19 protein-coding genes are annotated in these 18,297 nt (G+C 41.2%); 6 read left to right on the forward strand and 13 right to left on the reverse strand.

Translation table 11 applies throughout. From position 1 onward, the window contains the following. Window position 1: 1 nt before the first annotated feature. The gene (locus ACXJY6_RS07270; RefSeq protein WP_456049479.1) at window positions 2-922 is read right to left on the reverse strand and encodes an HDOD domain-containing protein; all 921 of its coding nucleotides are present in this window, start codon (window positions 920-922) and stop codon (window positions 2-4) included. A 214-nt stretch (window positions 923-1,136) separates the two neighbouring features. On the opposite strand from ACXJY6_RS07270, the gene ACXJY6_RS07275 reads away from it, so the two are divergent. Beyond that, window positions 1,137-1,817: a TfoX/Sxy family DNA transformation protein gene (locus tag ACXJY6_RS07275; protein ID WP_456049480.1), complete on the forward strand. Its 681-nt coding sequence runs from the start codon at window positions 1,137-1,139 to the stop codon at window positions 1,815-1,817. A gap of 78 nt (window positions 1,818-1,895) precedes the next feature. On the opposite strand, the gene ACXJY6_RS07280 is transcribed toward ACXJY6_RS07275, so the two are convergent. The 3 genes from ACXJY6_RS07280 to ACXJY6_RS07290 form a co-directional block, all read right to left on the reverse strand. Further along, window positions 1,896-2,459 (reverse strand): hypothetical protein, encoded by a 564-nt coding sequence (locus ACXJY6_RS07280; protein WP_456049481.1) that lies wholly within the window; start codon window positions 2,457-2,459, stop codon window positions 1,896-1,898. Between the two features lie 230 nt (window positions 2,460-2,689). Next, window positions 2,690-3,184 (reverse strand): response regulator, encoded by a 495-nt coding sequence (locus tag ACXJY6_RS07285; RefSeq protein ID WP_456049482.1) that lies wholly within the window; start codon window positions 3,182-3,184, stop codon window positions 2,690-2,692. A gap of 2 nt (window positions 3,185-3,186) precedes the next feature. Next, the gene (locus tag ACXJY6_RS07290; protein WP_458767875.1) at window positions 3,187-5,142 is read right to left on the reverse strand and encodes an ATP-binding protein; all 1,956 of its coding nucleotides are present in this window, start codon (window positions 5,140-5,142) and stop codon (window positions 3,187-3,189) included. Window positions 5,143-5,311: 169 nt separating this feature from the next. Here ACXJY6_RS07290 and ACXJY6_RS07295 point away from each other — a divergent pair, with 169 nt between their 5' ends. Beyond that, window positions 5,312-6,595 carry a DUF945 family protein gene (locus tag ACXJY6_RS07295; RefSeq protein WP_458767877.1) on the forward strand — a complete coding sequence of 428 codons (1,284 nt, stop codon included), beginning with the start codon at window positions 5,312-5,314 and terminating at the stop codon, window positions 6,593-6,595. A gap of 98 nt (window positions 6,596-6,693) precedes the next feature. Continuing rightward, entirely contained in the window at window positions 6,694-7,788 is a 1,095-nt protein-coding gene (gene serC / locus ACXJY6_RS07300; protein WP_456049485.1) for a 3-phosphoserine/phosphohydroxythreonine transaminase, read from the forward strand. Between the two features lie 87 nt (window positions 7,789-7,875). On the opposite strand, the gene ACXJY6_RS07305 is transcribed toward serC, so the two are convergent. Beyond that, window positions 7,876-10,185 (reverse strand): YgiQ family radical SAM protein, encoded by a 2,310-nt coding sequence (locus ACXJY6_RS07305; RefSeq protein WP_458767878.1) that lies wholly within the window; start codon window positions 10,183-10,185, stop codon window positions 7,876-7,878. 390 nt (window positions 10,186-10,575) lie between these two features. Here ACXJY6_RS07305 and ACXJY6_RS07310 point away from each other — a divergent pair, with 390 nt between their 5' ends. Beyond that, the gene (locus ACXJY6_RS07310; protein WP_458767880.1) at window positions 10,576-11,262 is read left to right on the forward strand and encodes an HI_1241 family integral membrane domain; all 687 of its coding nucleotides are present in this window, start codon (window positions 10,576-10,578) and stop codon (window positions 11,260-11,262) included. A gap of 69 nt (window positions 11,263-11,331) precedes the next feature. Here the strand turns inward: ACXJY6_RS07310 and ACXJY6_RS07315 are convergent, their stop codons facing one another. Both ACXJY6_RS07315 and ACXJY6_RS07320 read right to left on the reverse strand, forming a co-directional pair. Then, window positions 11,332-11,916, reverse strand: a complete 585-nt coding sequence (locus ACXJY6_RS07315) for a DUF938 domain-containing protein (RefSeq protein WP_458767881.1) — start codon at window positions 11,914-11,916, stop codon at window positions 11,332-11,334. Window positions 11,917-11,956: 40 nt separating this feature from the next. Then, entirely contained in the window at window positions 11,957-12,373 is a 417-nt protein-coding gene (locus tag ACXJY6_RS07320; protein ID WP_458767882.1) for a GFA family protein, read from the reverse strand. A gap of 180 nt (window positions 12,374-12,553) precedes the next feature. Here ACXJY6_RS07320 and miaE point away from each other — a divergent pair, with 180 nt between their 5' ends. Both miaE and ACXJY6_RS07330 read left to right on the forward strand, forming a co-directional pair. After that, complete coding sequence (gene miaE, locus ACXJY6_RS07325) at window positions 12,554-13,315, forward strand: tRNA isopentenyl-2-thiomethyl-A-37 hydroxylase MiaE (protein WP_458767883.1); 762 nt, start codon at window positions 12,554-12,556, stop codon at window positions 13,313-13,315. A 99-nt stretch (window positions 13,316-13,414) separates the two neighbouring features. Next, window positions 13,415-13,609: a DUF4250 domain-containing protein gene (locus ACXJY6_RS07330; RefSeq protein WP_458767884.1), complete on the forward strand. Its 195-nt coding sequence runs from the start codon at window positions 13,415-13,417 to the stop codon at window positions 13,607-13,609. 23 nt (window positions 13,610-13,632) lie between these two features. On the opposite strand, the gene ACXJY6_RS07335 is transcribed toward ACXJY6_RS07330, so the two are convergent. The 6 genes from ACXJY6_RS07335 to ACXJY6_RS07360 all read right to left on the reverse strand — a co-directional run bounded on the left by ACXJY6_RS07335 (window position 13,633) and on the right by ACXJY6_RS07360 (window position 18,121). After that, the gene (locus ACXJY6_RS07335) at window positions 13,633-14,544 is read right to left on the reverse strand and encodes a LysR substrate-binding domain-containing protein (RefSeq protein WP_456049491.1); all 912 of its coding nucleotides are present in this window, start codon (window positions 14,542-14,544) and stop codon (window positions 13,633-13,635) included. A gap of 304 nt (window positions 14,545-14,848) precedes the next feature. Next, window positions 14,849-15,238, reverse strand: a complete 390-nt coding sequence (locus ACXJY6_RS07340; protein ID WP_456049492.1) for a GspS/AspS pilotin family protein — start codon at window positions 15,236-15,238, stop codon at window positions 14,849-14,851. 1 nt (window position 15,239) lies between these two features. Further along, window positions 15,240-15,536 (reverse strand): YciI family protein, encoded by a 297-nt coding sequence (locus ACXJY6_RS07345; RefSeq protein WP_456049493.1) that lies wholly within the window; start codon window positions 15,534-15,536, stop codon window positions 15,240-15,242. 87 nt (window positions 15,537-15,623) lie between these two features. After that, window positions 15,624-16,025, reverse strand: a complete 402-nt coding sequence (yciA, locus tag ACXJY6_RS07350) for an acyl-CoA thioester hydrolase YciA (RefSeq protein WP_456049494.1) — start codon at window positions 16,023-16,025, stop codon at window positions 15,624-15,626. Next, window positions 16,022-16,564, reverse strand: coding sequence for a septation protein A (locus ACXJY6_RS07355; protein WP_456049495.1), 543 nt, complete (start codon window positions 16,562-16,564; stop codon window positions 16,022-16,024). The genes yciA and ACXJY6_RS07355 overlap by 4 nt, the downstream gene beginning before the upstream one ends. Before the next feature lie 129 nt (window positions 16,565-16,693). Then, on the reverse strand, window positions 16,694-18,121 hold the full coding sequence (locus tag ACXJY6_RS07360) for a sensor domain-containing diguanylate cyclase (protein ID WP_458767886.1): 1,428 nt from the start codon (window positions 18,119-18,121) through the stop codon (window positions 16,694-16,696). Window positions 18,122-18,297: the final 176 nt, after the last annotated feature.

Below are 18,297 nucleotides of genomic sequence, written 5' to 3' on the forward strand. Positions count from 1 at the left end.
TTTAAAAACCAGTGCTATTTAGTATATCTCGAACTGCGATATCAAATTCAATGTCAGTTAAATTGCTTAACTCGTAGAGGACTTCCGCTCCAGCTGTATTGATTTCCACTTCATGTTGCTCATATTGCTCATCTTGATTACGAAACAACAAAAGGTGATAAGCAATTTTTGCAATGTCGAGATAAGAAACCGGTACATCGTTATTAGCAAGAGGCTTATTCCGAGCAACACTTAAAAAATCTTGATCAAATCCCCATGTATTTAACACCTGATAGCTTGCATTGGGGCAGGCTGTTTCGAAAATGCGTAGGGATAATTCGCTATCAATATAGTTCCCTTTTTCCAGATAGAGATGATATTCACTAAGAATGCAAAATAAGCCGATATCTGCCAGAAGCCCGACAATTAAAGATTTATCATGTTCCAAATACGCGTATTTCTTAGGATCTATTTGTTGAAATTGGCGTGTAACTAAAACCATTACAGCGCCAAGTTCTCGGGAATGAATCGCACTATCACGAAGTAGTTTGTCGCATTCAGCATCTAGCTGGATAGAGTACTTTATTTGTTCAATGGATTGAGCCGTGACAATGTCGCGTACTCGCATTATTCCAAGGCGTGAAACGGCAGTGTGGATATCTTTAAACTCAATTCCACGTCGATTAAAAATAACAGAATTCGCGATACGCAAGACAATTGCGGTAAGACTTGGGTCATCTATTAAACAGTCCGCAACGTCCTTAACCGTTGTTGTTTCAATTGTGCAGAGTCGCTGAATATCTAATACCACACTAGGAATAGGGGGCAGGATGAATTTCCCATTATTAATGGAGGTATTTAGAAAGTGAGAAAATTCATTCTCTACTGACTGATACACAGCTTGTTTATTTTCTGGAAGCCAAAAAAAAGATACGTGATTCATAGCATTATCGATTACAGATTCATAAATACAGTCTAGCAACGTCTGAAGCTATTCGGCAATGACTATTCAATAAATGTGACATTTTATCAATATATTCACTTGTGATGAGAAGATGTTCGCATTTGTTGTTTTTGGTTGCATAGATTTTAGGTGCGTATGCGCTTTATCTCATTTGGAAGACGAATGATTATAATTTTAAATGGTATAAGGATAAATGATAGCAGAGGCTGATGGTTTCGTTATTAATCCACTAAATCAACATGTTAATCTAACCGAGGTGTTTATGATAATAGACAGGTTCTTTCAATTACTCCTTGATGTTATTTCAGAATGTAGTACGAAGTCAGTATTTGGAAATATAGGTGTATTTTACCGTGGAGCAATGTTTGCTCAATTTGACAATGACAAAGTATATGTCCGTGGTGGTCCCACACTGGATCACAAATTCAAACGTATGGGTTGTTCGACTTACATTCACGTAAAGAAGCAATCGAAGTCGGCGATGAACTATTACGATATAAGCGATCATATCGAAAATGACACTTCTACCATTAAGGAGCTTGTGGTTGATTCATGTCATTGGGCGTATGAGGAACAAATTGAGCGTGATACTGGGAAAATGACTCAGTTGAGACATTTACCTAACTTAAACCATACTCTGGAGAAAAAATTAATAAGTTGTCAGATTAACACGGTAGAAGACTTACATAATTTGGGTGCGGTAAAATGTTATATACGGTTACAGGATCGTTACCCTTATGCTCGCGAAACCTATGATTGGCTTTGGCGGCTATATGGTGCGATACATCGTATGAATTGTGCACTTATTCCTGAAGAGGAAAAGAAGATTTTGGTTGAAGAGTGTAATAAAATCTTATGGGATAGAAACGACTAATGAATAATTAAATTCGGGAAATGCTATTGATGCATTTCCCGAATAGATATAACTAGAGAATATTTGCTAGTTTAACGCTTAGTATTTGAAACGAGCAGTGAACAAAATTGTGCTGTCATCGATTCTATCGTAGCCGTTAAATTGAACACTTGCGCCAATCGAGAATAACTCTGTAGAGTGGAAGCGGCCATAGGCGCTTGCTACCCAGTCATCCTCATCATCAATAGTAATATACCCAGCGTTACCACCCACTTCGAGTTGCGGACCTAACCATTGACGTACACCAAGGTTCAATTCCATACCGGTTTCTGAATCATTACTCGCAGAACCTTCGAAATCAAGAAAACGCAATTTCATTTCACCGGTAAAATCTGCCCAGTTATTGATTGGTGCGTGAAATGCGAGTCCAGCAGAAATATCGTAATCATCATCAAATTGAGAATCAATACTGGCAATAATATGAGCATTTGGGTGAACTGAACGACTGAGCCCCGCACCATATGTTGTTGGGCTTACACCAATACGAGCTTCGACATAATCGTAGCTAAAATTACTCATTACAGAGGGACTGCTGGGATCGATCGCAGCAAATGAAGAGCAAGAAAACAATGCTATTGAAGCCAGACTAAGAGTTTTGCGCATATTGAAACCTATTCACCTTAAATATTATTAAGTTGGAACTATTTAACGTTAACAACAAAAGATCACTATAATATATGTACTTAGCAGATCTATGCCAGAACAAAAGTGTCAGTATTTTGTCGAATACCTAGTATTTCACTGATATACGACATCATTCTTTTGCTTTTTCCTATAATTAAGCAATTTAGATGCCATGTTAATACGTAATTCAATTAGTCATTGTTCACTTTTTATTCTCCAAAGGAGGTGCGTTGGGAAGACATTGCATTTAACAGCGCCTGTTTGTCCAAAATTGGCAACCAAGGCATAAGGTCCGCTTCATGTTTAATTACATATTGTGTGAGTTGCTGTTTCACCACCTCTCTCAACTCATCTCCATTCCAAGGTTTACCAATATAAAAATCAATGCTTGCGTGATTGATGGCATCCACCGTGTCGTCGAGTCCAGCCTGCCCGGTTAATAGAAGTTTGCGACTATTTTCGTCGGCGACAGTTAATTCTATTAAAAATTGAATTCCATTTTTTTTGGGCATTATATGGTCACATAAAATCAGCGCCAATGGGACACCACGCTGCTGGTAGTCGTCAATAACGTGTTGTGCTTCAATAACCGATTCAGCAGATTCTAGATAGAAGAATGATTCGAAACACTCCAAGTCCTGGCTAACACTATCCAAGACTTCACGTTCATCATCGACACATAAAATAAGATGTTTGGTTTGCATAATCATTCCTCTTCCTGTTGTTTAGCAACCGAGTTATTAATCGGAAGGGTGACACTTACTTTTGTTCCGGTTCCCACACTTGAATCCACGTCAATCCAACCTTGATGCTGTCTAACAATTTGTTGGCATACAGAAAGCCCAATTCCGAGGCCGAAATTGCCTTCTTTTTTTGTGGTAAAATTGAGATCGAAAATTTTCTCTTGTAACTCTTTTTCTATACCACATCCATTATCAGCGATAGAGATTTCAACGAAGTCGAGTTGATCATAATTGACCAATTGTGACGTTACGTGTATTTCCCCGTGAGTACCTCGAATTGCATCTAATGCGTTTGCGACCAAATTCGTCCAAACTTGCTGCAATGCATTTGGCTGTATTAAGAGGGATGGAATGGGTTGATATTCCTTTGTCACGGCATGATGTTTTAACTGATTTTCAAAGATGGTTAAAGTATCTTCAACGCCTTCAAGGATATCCGTTAGATAGTATTTTTCGTCGTCTTCGCGCGCGTAGCCTTTTAAGCTCTTAACCATATTGGCAATACGTTGTGCGCAGACTAAAATTGAGCGTAACGAACTTCCTGTCATTGCAAAGCTTTCGAGCTGTTCCAACTGTTTTTTTGCCTGCTCAGGGCGTTTTTTCGCGAGTTCGATTATTGGTTTATTATTCTCTAACCCAAGTCTCACCATTTTCTTGGCCGTTAACCGATCGTTGATTTGAGACTCTAGCAACCTTGTTTTTTCTCGAGCTACAGAAGTAGACACGGGCTGACTTTTTAAACAGTGATTTAACAGTTCTATGCCTTGTTGATGATGAGTTTCGTTGTAATCTGATTCTAAAATTGTATTCAGTTTCTCACTTAATGTATCTGCGCCACGTAAGATAGCTGAAACTGGGTTGTTAAGTTCATGAGCGACGCCGGCGACTAACTCACCGAGTATGGCCATTTTTTCATGATCGACCAGTTGTTGTTGAGCCTGTTCGAGCGACTCGAAGGTTTTTTGTAATTCGAGTTTGGTCGTTATGCTGCGTTGAAGACGGCGGTTAAAATGGCGTAAGAGTAAGTTGGTAAATAAAGGCAGTAGATGGGAGTTTGAATGCATGACTTTGCCAAAGACTTCCCGGTCGAGTTTAATCACATGAGTTTTTGTTAGAGTGACTCCGGTAGAGAAAGAGGCTTCGCCAGTGACAAACGACATGCCTCCCACGAGGTTTCCTTTTTGATGTCGGACGACTTCTCTTTGTTTTCCTGATTCATCTTTTTTGTATAACGCCACTTCACCGTTAGTTATAAACCAAAGAAACTGATTTTCCTCTCCTTCTTTGGTTAGAAGGTGGTTGGATGAATAAGTGCGACATGCGTGAGTATCGTCATCGACTCGAAAAAAATCGTACAGTGCGATAATGACATTTTCTGCGAGTTCATTATCACTCATCGTATGATAATCACTGATAAACCCTTGCCGGTAGTTATGCATCGACTTATCGATATGAGCTCTAAGTAAACGAGCTTGATCCAGGATATAGCTATAATCAAGAAGATCACTTGGTGCATGTTTAATAACAAAGGTTGTAAGTTCTTTTTGAACAGTGTTGTAGAGAGACTTTTCGGGAATCGGTGTGGTTAAACAGTGATCTAGGCGGCCTTCATTAACAATGTCGAGTATGGTTTGCAGATCTTGTCCACTGCTAATCAATAGTTTACGACTGCGTTGTGTATGAGAGTGTTTATCAAGTTGGATGAGGAAATCTGCACCATCCAATCCTTCATGGTGGCAAGCGATGACCAAAGCAACGGATTGTCCTTGGTCGTGAATGTAGCCTAGAGTTTGTGTAGCTTCGGATAATGAATCAACACAATATACGTCAAAACAGTTGGAGAAACGTGCCAAATCTTGTTGGTAGTTTTCTACATTTATTGGGTTATCATCAAGGCAGAGAATAGCGAACTTTCCCATCTGTTCCTCGCTTAACAAAAGTGATATCGAAAACTTTACCAACTATTAACACCCATGTATGAGAGCTAGGTTTTATAATAGTGTCTAAATTAGACATCTCACCTAAATATGCCTATTCTTCAACGCAATACAAAAGGTTAGGCTTGGCTAATACAAGGATTAAAAATTAATGAACGATGTAAAAAAATACACGGCGATAGCGGGTGGGGTTCTGCTGGTTGCTTGTTGGCCATTAGTTGTCGGTCAAATTGGCGAGAAATTGATACAAGATAATATTGCTCGTATCGATGACACGCGATTGAACGTTGAGTTAGTGTCCTATGATCGCGGTTATTTTTCGTCAAATGTGCTGACTAAAGTCGAACTGGTGGACCAAGATATCAAGAAGCAGTTTGAAATTGATAAATTGCCAACAGAATGGTATTTAGATTCGGCTATCGACCATAATTTGTTTACACTCGATGCGGTGACGAAATTTCGAGATTATCCAGATATTCCTTTCCAGATTACGACTCAATCTCAGTTGAGCGGAGATACACATATTGATGCCGAGTTAGATCAATTCGACTATGCCTTTAGTGATTCTAAAGATGCATGGACCCTCTCTGTTCAACCCGCCCATCTTTTGGCTGACGTAACACTCGATAAAGTGCTTTCAGCATCATTTAATATGTTAGAACTTAAAATGACCAATCAGTTTGGAGAGTTCTTTTCATTTTCTGATTTACAAAGCTCAGCTCAAGGTCAAATGCACGACAGTTTGTGGGTTGGTGATCAGTCAGCTTCGATTGCCAGCATTGAATTTGGCCGCCCAGATGAAGAAGCATTGTCAGTCACGGAAGGTATTCGTTATACATTGAATTCAAAACGTGTTGATGCGGTAGAGAACGAATCGACACCTACGCCAGCAATATATAGCAGTCATACGGTCGTTAATATCGATACCTTGATTAGTTCAGAGCAGCAGTTTGATGACATTACCATCGATATTTCAGCAGGTAATATCGATGCAGAAAATCTAGGCGCTTTATTAGATATTGTCCAATCTGATAATCCTCAACAATCTGAGAAACAAGCGATTGTTGCGATTGATGCATTGGTTAATCATGGATTATTTTTTAATGTAGATAAGCTAGGTTTGTCTTATCTCAATCAGCCAATCGATTCTTCAATTAAATTAAATATCGAGTCTGGTACAGAGCATATTTCACACGCACCAATGACATTACTTGGCATTTTAAATGGCGATATTTTTGTTCAAATACCCAAAGGCTTGGTCGAACAAGTACCTAATTTACAGTTGGGCATCGATCAACTGAAATCAAAAGAGTATATTGTGGAAACTGAAGCCAACTTCGAATTTACTGCCACTATCGAAGCGGGCAACATTGTATTTGCGAATGGGCAAAAGACGCCAATTCTTTCAGCCCTAATGCCTTTATTTTTGCGTTAAATATTCCCTTTATCTGAAATAGGCTGTCTTTGTCTATTTTGGGTGGTAAGTTGTATTTTAATACCCAGTTAATTTTGAATTTCAGGAGTAAGAAGTCAATGGAGCCAAAAGCTGACAACGTTTATAACTTTAGTGCCGGTCCCGCAGCATTACCGAAAGCGGTAATGGCAAAAGCTCAAGCCGAGTTTTTGAATTGGAATAATTTGGGCACGTCAGTAATGGAAATCAGCCACCGGAGTAAAGCGTTTATCAAGGTCGCTGATGATGCCGAACAAGATTTACGAGATTTACTTTCGATTCCTGATAACTACAAAGTATTGTTCTGTCAGGGTGGTGCTCGTGCGCAATTTGCGGCCGTACCACTGAATTTGTTGGGTAGCCAAACTAAGGCAACCTATATTGATGCTGGCTATTGGGCGCGTAGTGCGGTCGCTGAAGCGAAAAAATATTGTGAAATAGACTTAGTGGATGCGAAAACCGAGATTGATGGGAAAGCTGCGGTGGTTCCAGCGTCAGAATGGCCAATAGCAGCAGATTCTGCGTATGTTCACTTCTGCCCCAATGAAACTATTGATGGTGTAGAAATTACCGATATTCCTGTTACCGATAAGCCAATTGTTGCAGACATGTCATCCAATATTTTGTCACGTGAAATCGATGTGAGTAAGTTTGGCGTTATTTATGCCGGAGCACAGAAAAATATTGGTTCTGCTGGGATTGCAATTGCGATTGTACGCGATGATCTTCTAGGTTTAGCGAAAGATGTGCTACCTAGCATCTTGAACTACAAAGTCTTGTCAGAAACCGATTCTATGTTTAATACACCGCCAACTTATGCATGGTACCTTTCAGGTTTAGTGTTTAAATGGTTAAAAGAGCAGGGTGGCGTGAAAGCGATGGAAGCCATTAACAAAGAAAAAGCAGATACGCTTTATGGTGCCATTGATGGGTCCGATTTTTATCGAAATACGATCCACCCAGCAAACCGCTCACGAATGAATGTTCCCTTTCAACTGGCGAAACCAGAATTGGATGAAAAATTCCTTGAACTGGCGGAAGCTCGCGGTTTGGCCGCATTGAAAGGTCACCGAGCTGTTGGTGGGATGCGTGCGTCAATTTACAATGCAATGTCACTCGAAGGTGTTCAAGCATTAGTCAGCTTTATGAAAGAGTTTGAAGCGGAATACGCATAATTTTATTTTCAATTACATAACTTGAAATGATAAAGCGCAGTCAATTGACTGCGCTTTTTTATTGAGTATTTCCTATCAATAGACAGATTAACTCTGGCGAATGGAACGCTGGCGAACGGGCTTGCGTTTTTGCCCTCTATTTGAGTTGTCTCGACTGTCGTTACCTTGTCTGTTTCCGTTGGTATTGGCTTTACCATTGGATTTATTCTGGCTTTGACTGTTCGAAGTTGATTTGCCCTTTTTTCGTTTTGAATTGGGCGTGGACTCTCCACTTTTTTCTGCCAGTGGTTTAAATCCAGGCTGTGTCTTGGTGTGTTTCGTTGCAAAGCGATTGGCACCGTGACGACCAGATTGGCGACGTTGTGCTGGCGTGCGTTTGTTCAAATCTTCCGCAGGTACAAGGCAGTTGGGCTTATCACCAATCAAGTGGGCTTTCCCCATTGACGTCAGTGCTTCACGAATAATCGGCCAGTTTTGCGGATCATGATAACGTAGTAAAGCCTTGTGCAACCGGCGCTGGCGCTCGCCTTTCGCGACCGTCACATCTTCACGCTTTTTGTATTTAACTCGTTTTAGAGGGTTGGTTTCTGAATAATACATCGCGGTGGCATTACACATTGGCGATGGGTAGAAGTTTTGGACTTGGTCACATTCGAAGTTGTTACCTTTAAGCCACAAAGCGAGGTTGAGCATGTCTTCATCTTCTGTTCCTGGGTGAGCAGAGATAAAGTAAGGGATCAGGTATTGCTTTTTACCTGCTTCAACACTGTACTTCTCAAACATCTCCTTGAAGCGATCATAAGTCCCCATTCCCGGTTTCATCATCAGATCAAGGGGTGATTTCTCAGTATGCTCTGGGGCTATTTTAAGGTAGCCTCCCACATGATGAGTTACCAGCTCTTTGACATACTCAGGTGATTCGATGGCAAGGTCATAACGCACACCTGATGCAATTAATACTTTCTTAACGCCTTTGACTTCTCGTGCTGCTCGGTACAGATCAATCGTATGTTTGTGATCGGTATTTAATTTGTGACAAATACCAGGGAACACACACGATGGACGACGACAGTTCATTTCGGCTTTTGGATCGGAACAACCTAGGCGGTACATATTGGCTGTTGGGCCACCAAGATCCGATATCGTGCCAGTAAATCCCGGAACTTTGTCGCGAATCTGTTCTAATTCATTAATGATCGATTCTTGAGATCGGTTTTGAATAATACGACCTTCATGTTCAGTGATCGAACAGAACGAACAACCGCCAAAGCAACCACGCATGATATTGACAGAGGTCTTAATCATTTCGTAAGCGGGAATCTTAGCTTTACCATAGCGAGGGTGAGGAACTCGGGCATATGGAAGATCGAAGACAAAGTCCATCTCTTCTGTGGAAAGAGGAATAGGTGCCTGATTGACCCAAAGCTCACGATCTCCGTGTTTTTGAACCAGTGCTCGTCCAGAATACGGGTTGGTTTCCAAATGAAGAATTCGACTGGCATGAGCATATAAGATTCTGTCATTTACCAGTTTTTCAAATGAAGGTATCCGTACCGCCGTATTCTCAGCATCATGTTTCGAAGGGCGAATGGTAATAGGTTGTGGTTTCGCTTCTTCCGCCTTTTTTGTTGTTTCGCACTGAGTTTCCACTTCATAAGGATTAACCGGAACATAAGCTTTGCCCGGCTTTTCAATACGAGATGAGTCGATAATACGCATAGTTTCAGGTGCTTGAGACAGCATCACTGCCGTACCTCGGATACGTGTCAGTGCTGAAATCTCTTCACCGTCAGCAAGGCGATGCGCAACTTCTACTAAGGCGCGTTCAGCGTTACCGAATAAGAGGATATCAGCTTTGGAATCTTGCAAGATAGAGCGACGTACTTTGTCTGACCAGTAATCATAGTGCGCGACTCGACGTAAACTGGCTTCAATGCCGCCGATCACAATTGGAACGCCTTTATAGGCTTCTCGACAGCGTTGAGAGTAGATTAATGTCGCACGATCTGGTCTTTTTCCACCTTCATTATGAGGGGTATAAGCGTCATCATGGCGAAGCTTTTTGTCTGATGTATAACGGTTGATCATTGAATCCATATTTCCAGCAGTGATACCGAAAAACAGATTGGGTTTTCCTAACGCCATAAAGCCATCTTTATTATTCCATTCTGGCTGGGGAATAATTCCGACACGAAAACCTTGGGACTCGAGCAAGCGACCAATTATGGCCATGCCAAAACTTGGATGATCGACATACGCATCACCTGTTACGATGATAATATCGCAACTGTCCCAACCGAGCTGTTCCATCTCCTTTTTGTTTGTTGGAAGAAATGGAGCGGTGCCGTAGCAACTAGCCCAGTACTGTCTGTATTCATTAATCTTCTTAATATTCATCAAAACGTCGTTTTTGCTCGCATGGCCAGAAAGTATTCAAAGCCTTATAGAATATAGGGTCTCATAAAGAGGTTCCCATCGACTGATTGTTATATAGTACAAAAATCAATCAATGAAAAAATAGCGATGGAGTTTATCACGAACTGAGTGGATTACACCAAATTCGTTTACCTTAAAGTGTGTTTTTCAGAAAATAAGTCAAGTATTCAGTAACAGTTTATGTCTAACCGCTTATGTTAAAAAAGAAGGGCGAAACAAGATAGGCAGGATATCAAACGTCCGATCGCAAAAAGGAAATATCGAATTTGAAGCCTCAGAATTGGCATCTTCGCTATTAAGGCTGCTATAGTTCGCTCCATTAATTTGGTTTGTGTTGGACGATTGATTTAGATGCTACAACTTGACGCTGTGTTTGCTCTTTTACCACCGATGCTATTTGGCACATTGGTACTATTAACTCTGATTCTTGAAAAAGGCGATATTTGCCCCGGTCAGCGTGGGCGCATCCATAAGACGTTGCCGGTTATTGCAATTGGCTGGGGGATTTCAGGGATCACAATGCTTCCGTCGTTAGCGGTAGGAGCACTACTATTGATTTATTTTAGCCAAGTGAAAACGGGAAAGACGCGCGGATCAGGGCCGATTAAATTGCTGTTTGGTGTCAACGTGCTAGCGGGTTTACTGTTTGTGATGCAGCTGGTTTCGTCAGGGCAGTGGTTGATGATGGTCTCCTTGGTATTATTTGTAATCCTGCTAGGGGCATCTTTAGGGCACCTTCTATTGGTCATCGCGCGAACTCGCTTGCAAGCCTTTCATAAACTTCTTCCTTGTGCAGGCGTTGTCGCAGCAATGTGTCTCTCACTTTGCTTAATTCCGCTTGGTACAAGCCTATCTGAGCAAGAGCTTGAACAGGCGACTCCTTCGATTTTATTTGCGTTCATCGTGATGATCATTTCAATCGTTGTGTGGATTTGGCCGATTATTCGATCAACAACACCAACGAAATGGCCTCTCGTCGTCTCATTAGGGCTGCTTTTAACATCAGCAAGCGCCATTATCACACTTATCTCCCATTAGAACGTGTTCTCGATGATTGCGCTTGAGAGAGAATAAAATTCTAAGAGCATAACGGCTCGCCATGGTTCGTTATGCCGCTTTCCAAACCAGTAAGAAGTTGTTCGCTGGCATTGGTATGGTTTGAGTGAGGCTGAGGTTTGATGCCCACCCTGTTAATTCATCAATGTCCCGAATCCCACCATATCCATTTTTCTGTAAATGAAGATCGAAGTCACGATTGCTGTCGCTGGTAAAATCACCGTCTACTTTCATTGGCCCATATTGACAAAATAGACCTCCAGTTTGTAGGTTTTCTCCAATCGTTTCCATCATTAGCTTGGCATCATTTCGCTGCATAATATGAGTGGTGTTGGCCGTAAAAATGCCATCAACCTGTAAGTCAGGCCAGTTGTTCTTTCCAAAATGGAAATCGAACGGAGGAATCACATTCGGCAACTTTGAGTCGGAGATCCACGCATTGATGCTGGCATGGTTTTCAAGCATATCACTTGTATTCCAGACGAGGTGGCGTAGGTGTTTGGCGAAAAATACCGCATGTTGGCCCGTTCCTGAGCCGATCTCCAATACATGTTGAGTGCGATTAAAATGGATCACGAGTTGTTCTAAAATAGGGTTTTGATTTCTCTCACATGAGTCGGAAAAACGTTTTGTCATTAAATGCTACCTAAAAGGTTTTGAATGAAATTTGATGTTGCTAAGTTCGTGGACCATCTCTACCTTCCTTAAACTTAGGTAGGGTATCGTGTAGCTCACACCAATTCGCTTTGTATTGAGTATAAATATGCGCATCAGGCTGAGTCGGAATCGGTTCGTCGAAGGTGGCAATTGCGAGTTCTATGTGACTCAATGGTACGCCTTTAGTTCGGAAGCCGATACTTGAACCACATTCGCTGCAAAATGTTCTTATGGTGCCATTGGGAGCGACAAATTCTTTTAAATAGTCGCAACCAGAAAGCCAGGTTAAGCCAGAAGATCCCACTAGTGTTGCATAGGCGGCACCGTGAAATTTACGACACATTGAACAGTGACAATGGGCGACTCGTTCATCAAAACTCTCTACCGTAAACGTTACGACACCACACAAACAGCTCCCTTTGTATGTGTTACTCATATGCTCTCCCTAGTTTGCGTCTTGTGCATCATTAAACATACTGAGGCAATGTTGTGTTTCGGTCAATTGGAAAGCAGACAAGGAGTGGTTTGAAAACGATAAATGTGCGTATTCTTACCATCTAATGTCGTGCAGTCGTGATAATATATGCGCAATGTTATTTCCAAACTTCGACTCATTATGTACCAAGAATTATTACAACCGATTCATTCCTTCCTTAAATGCGCAACTCCAGATTCTTGGGTTGAAGAGGCTCGTAAACCCGAAAATCTATCGGTCATTTTGCGGGATCATTTACTCTGTGAATTGAAAGCGGCGCAGAGTGCAGTATTCCTTTTAAAACGTTACGTTCTAACGGACGAAGGCAAACAGCAAATCAATGAACTTGTTGAACCTTATGAGCTCTTCGCATACAAGCGCATTGGCAGTCTGGAGTCTCTTAAAGGCAAGAGTAATATTTCTAAATCAATCAAACCAAAACAAAACTGTCCATACGGGCAAGAGATGATTGATAAAATGGTTTTGTTGATTCGTGAAGAGTTACATCACTTCTATCAAGTGTTGGAGATTATAGAAGCCCAAGGTTTAGAGTATCGCCCCATTACGGCGAGCCGCTACGCTAAGGGAATGATTAAACACGTGCGCACTTTTGAGCCCGCAGCATTGATAGATAAACTGATCATTGGCGCTTTTATTGAAGCTCGCTCTTGTGAACGGTTTGCGAAATTGGCGCCGCATCTTGATACTGATATTGGTAAATTCTATATTTCCCTGCTGCGTTCAGAAGCAAGGCATTACCAAGATTATTTAGCGCTTGCCGAGCAGATCGCTGGTGATGATATATCTGAGCGAATTGAGCATTTTTCGAATGTCGAAGCAGAGTTAATAAGTTCCAATGATTCTGAGTTTCGCTTCCATTCAGGTGTACCTTCTGTTACCTAGATCATTCGGCTGAGGCGATTCTAATTTTGCGATGTCCCTAAAAGTACATTCTCGTTTTGTAGGCTACGATAAAAGGGATGAACTGAAAGGAGAACCGCTATGGATCTAAGTAATGTTGATCGATTTGATAGCCCAATATTGTTGGGCATCGTCAATGAAAAATTACGTCTAGAGTGTGGCAGCCTAGAAGAATTATGCCGAACTTATGAGATGCAACCTCAAGATGTTACGCAAAAATTAACTGGGCTCGGCTATCATTACGACCCGTTAACCAATCAATTTAAAGCGCGGTAACCCGAGAGAGACACAATCACTTATTATGCGATTTTAATGCCCTCGAGATGACTGCGACACTGCTGGCGCGCTGTAGTGAAAAAAGCTTGTAAGTAACGCTTTTCTTTTTCACTATTGCGCGTTGCAGCAAATAATCGACGCCACAATCCTGTTCCTAACGGTTTACTGCAGACCAACCCTTGGCGTGAAAACTCACTAATTGCCCAGTTAGGTAATGCCGCAACGCCAAGCCCTGCGGATACCATTTGCACAAGCATCAAGGTGTTGTCGGCCTGTTTCCAGTTCTTTGGCTCAATGTTCGCGGGCATTAAGAAATGCTTCACCACATCCAATCTTTGTTTGGGGACGGGATAGCCAAGCATCGTTTGATCTTTAAGGTGATGAGGTTCGATTACGTCGACTTCAGCAAGCGGGTGTTGAGTTGATGTGATTAACCGCATTTCAAAATCAAATAGAGGTTCGTAATGAATTTCTGAACGCGGCTGAATGTCTGAGGTAATGAGTAGATCGAGTTCACCCGCTAGCAGAGCAGGTAGGGGATCGAAACCAAACCCAGATAAAAAATCGAGCTCTACACTTGGCCATGCAGTTTGGTACTCTTTTAATGCGGGCATTAACCACTGGAAGCAAGAATGGCAGTCGATGGCCATATGTAGGCGTCCATTCACATCTTCTTTTAGGCTGACAATATCATTCTCAGCCTTAGCGAGTTTGGGTAAAATATCTTCCGCTAACGTTAGTAATATCTCACCTTCCGAGGTAAACCGAACTGGTCTGGTTTTACGTAAAAATAGTTGCCCACCTAAGCGAGATTCTAAATCTTTTAACTGATGAGAGAGCGCTGATTGAGTGAGGTGAAGCGCATTTGCGGTCGCAGTGAGTGACCCGGTATCACGTAATGAAACCAATGTTCTTAAGTGTTTAATTTCAATCATTCGAATGGCTCTATTCAAAACAAGGCTTGTTTAACCTAACGGTTTGTCCTCAGCGTGTAAATATATAACTCTAATTAATTTTAATAAATTTAAAGATAAAAATTACAACATGAATTTTATTGATATACATGTTGAATGCTTGGACATTATACAGGTGATTAATATCTTTATATTTTAGCCATCCAGATTAAGGGCTAATCCCGATTGTGGACTCAAGATGTCAGGTTGGACGGAAATAGAAGTAGCGTTAGCTTAATGAGGAAGCCCAATCTCAAGTTAATTCATTGAGGTTGGGCAAATCAGGTTATTGTGTGTCGATGCAATCGGCTTTGCTGATTATCTGGTCGGTCATCAATTGGCCGCGAGTATTTCGAACCTTGATGCGATAATTAATACCTGCATCGAGGTTTTCTAGTGTACTTGGGTCAGTACAATAGCTGTTGATACTGGTTGCGATGAGCTGATCGATAGTGGGAGCGCCAGGGGTATCCGTGTTATAAATCATCATTAATTCAATCACGTTTTTCTGTGCTAAAGCTCGTAGAATCGAGAGTGGGCCTCGTTCAATTGGAAGCTGAGAATTCAGTGTTTGAGCACGTTGAAGCGTTAGAATTTCCAACTTATCCGCATCGTTACTACTACACCCAGCCAACAATAATACTGCCATCAAAGGCAGGAAAATAAATTTTTTCATATTAAAATACTTGTTTAAATGGTTTTACAATCACGTTCGCATACACACCCGCATCAATATAAGGATCGGCGTCCGCCCATGCTTTTGCTTCTTCCAGTGAATCAAACTTTGCTATGACGGTTGAACCCGTGAAACCAGCTTCACCTGGATTTTCATTATCAATAGCAGGCATTGGACCGGCAGTGAGTAAGCGACCCTCATCGCGAAGGTTTTGTAAGCGCTCTAAATGAGCTGCACGAACACTCATTCGCTTTTCCAGTGAGTTTTCAATATCTTGAGAAAAAATGACGTACCACATTTCAAGTTCCTTAAAGAGTCGGTCAATTTGAATATCACTCACTATATCGTAAGTGAGTAAAGAGAGCGTAACAAAGAGAAAAAAGAGTTAGCACGATCGGGTTATTTTCCGAGGACGTCCTTCAGAATCGACCGCAACATAATTAAAGGTCGCTTCACAAACCATAAATCGAGCACCAATCCCATCTTCAAGAATCGGCTTCACCCATACTTCGAGTTCAATTGACATCGAAGAGTTCCCCACTTTTACACATTCACCATAGCAACAGACGACATCGCCTACAGTGACAGGTTTGCGGAAAGTAATACTCGAAACCGAAACCGTAACGATACGGCCACAGGATATCTCCTTGGCGAGAATCCCCCCAGCCAGATCGAGCTGTGACATGATCCACCCGCCAAAAATATCACCGTTCGCATTGGTGCTAGCGGGCATTGCAAGTGTGCGTGAAAGGAGTTGACCTTTAGGGTCTTGAGTATCATCAATCATTGATTTGGTTCTTCTTCTTTATCCATGTACTTGTAAATATAAACACCAGTAAGTACCGTAAAAATTAATGTCGCGATTAACAAACCGAAGACTTTAAAATTCACCCAAACTTCTAGCGGTAAATTAAATGCAACGTAGATATTCAATAATGAACAGGCGATAAAGAATATCACCCATGCCCAGCTAATTTTTCCCCACACTTGGTCTGGAAGAGTGAGCTCTTTTCCAAGCATGTTTTTGATTAGTGACTTACCCATCATATGGCTAACGCCGATCGCGAGAGCAAAGCAGAGGTAAACAATAGTGACTTTCCATTTTATAAAATTGTCATCATGCAAGAATATGGTTAAACCACCAAACACGGTGATAACTCCGAACATAATGACCTGCATTTTTTCGACTTTTTTAGTGATCGCATAAGTGATGACCAACTGGAGAAAGGTAGCGACGATCAGGGCACCAGTAGCGACATAAACATCGTAGAGTTTAAATAAAGCAAAAAAGACAAGTAGCGGTAGAAAGTCGAGTAGTTGTTTCATAACAATTCCATAAATACACGTAATGGTCGACAGTCTAACGGAGTTTTCATGTTTTCTGAATAGTTTGAATGGTTCACTTACATTTTACTTACCTTAGACTTTAATTACGATAAGTAAAATGCAAAGCCTCTATCGATCAGAGTACACCTGATTTCGCCCTTGCTCTTTAGCCAAGTACATTGCTTTGTCGGCACGACGTATAAGAGAAGGCACTGTTTCTTTTTCTTGTAGTTGCGAAACACCAATACTAACGGTGACCTTAGGGTCGAACGGCTGACGTTCAATTGACCGTGTTAATCGTTCCATGGCTCGAGTCGCGTCGTGAATATTTAAGCCAGGTAGAATGACAATAAATTCTTCGCCTCCCCAACGGCAGAAAGCATCTTCTTTACGCAATTCACTCTGACAGGTTTTTGCGACCTGTTGTAATACATTGTCACCGGCCAGGTGTCCGAACTTGTCATTTATCGATTTAAAGTGGTCAATGTCTAGCATCGCAATGGTCAAAGGTGAGTGTGTGTGTTTGGCGTTTTTCATCGATTTCGCGACTAAAGTATCAAACCCTTGGCGATTATATGCACCTGTTAACGTGTCGACGGTTGCCATCTGTTCCAATCTTGATTGATAACCTCTAAAGCTTAATTGAGCAACGAATATGACGAGCAAGGAAACCAGAACGCTGATACCAAAGTTATTAAAAAGAGAACGAAAGAAGGAGTTATTATCGAAGCGGTCGATTTGTTGAACAATAATGTGCCACTGGAATTCTTCTACCCATCGAGTGCTTATGTAGATTGTAGACCCATTTTCATCGATATAGCTTCCACTCATATTTGAGCTACTGAGAATTTCAGGAGCTAGCGTTTTTAAGCCTTCATTCTGTTGAATCGAGCTAAAACTGAGTGGTTTTGAACCTTGAAGCGTGACCATTCCAGTGTCGTCAATGAAGAAAATTTCACGTTCATAGCGCATTTTGTATTTTTCGATTAACTCAGCCACAGTGTTGGAGCTTAAGCCAACACCAATGACACCAATAAAATTATTTTCAAAGTCATAGACGCGATAATTAACGAAAACTACGACTTGGTCTGGGTTCGCGGTATCATGATCGATGTTGATTTCATACTCTTTATTAGCACCTAGGTTTTTCACTCGAAAATACCAAGAATCATGATCATTGTTTTCGTCGACTTTTTTCAAAATACTCGAATAGTGATAATAATTTTTGGTTAGGTCAGAGACGAAAAAAGCCGTAACGGTATTGTACTGTTTTTTTATTTCACCGAGGTATTGAATAATCTCGTTTGTGTCAGATTCACCCGATAGGGTCCAGTTACGTACAAATGTGTCTTGAGCCATCAAGGATGAAATGAAGATAGGACGGATTAAGTCCTGTTGAATCTCAGAGTAAATATTATCACTGGTGAGTGGCAATGAGTCGTTTTTGATTTGTACTTCGAGCGTGTCATGAGCGATTCGATAACTTACCAATCCAGTGATAAAAAAACCGATCATGATGAGGCTGACTAATAGCCAAGTAAATTTACTTTTTGTCATTATTAATGTATTCCATGCAATGCTCTGTGGCAAAGTCGATGATAAAGATGAAATCTAAACAAAAACTCACGCATATGCCAATATAAAATCGCGGTGACTCTATTGAGTTATAGCATACGAAACCTCCACGGTATCGCTTCAATGAGTATTTTATTTATTCTCATTAGCTTTTAGAT

This window comes from Vibrio phycocola (assembly GCF_054404255.1).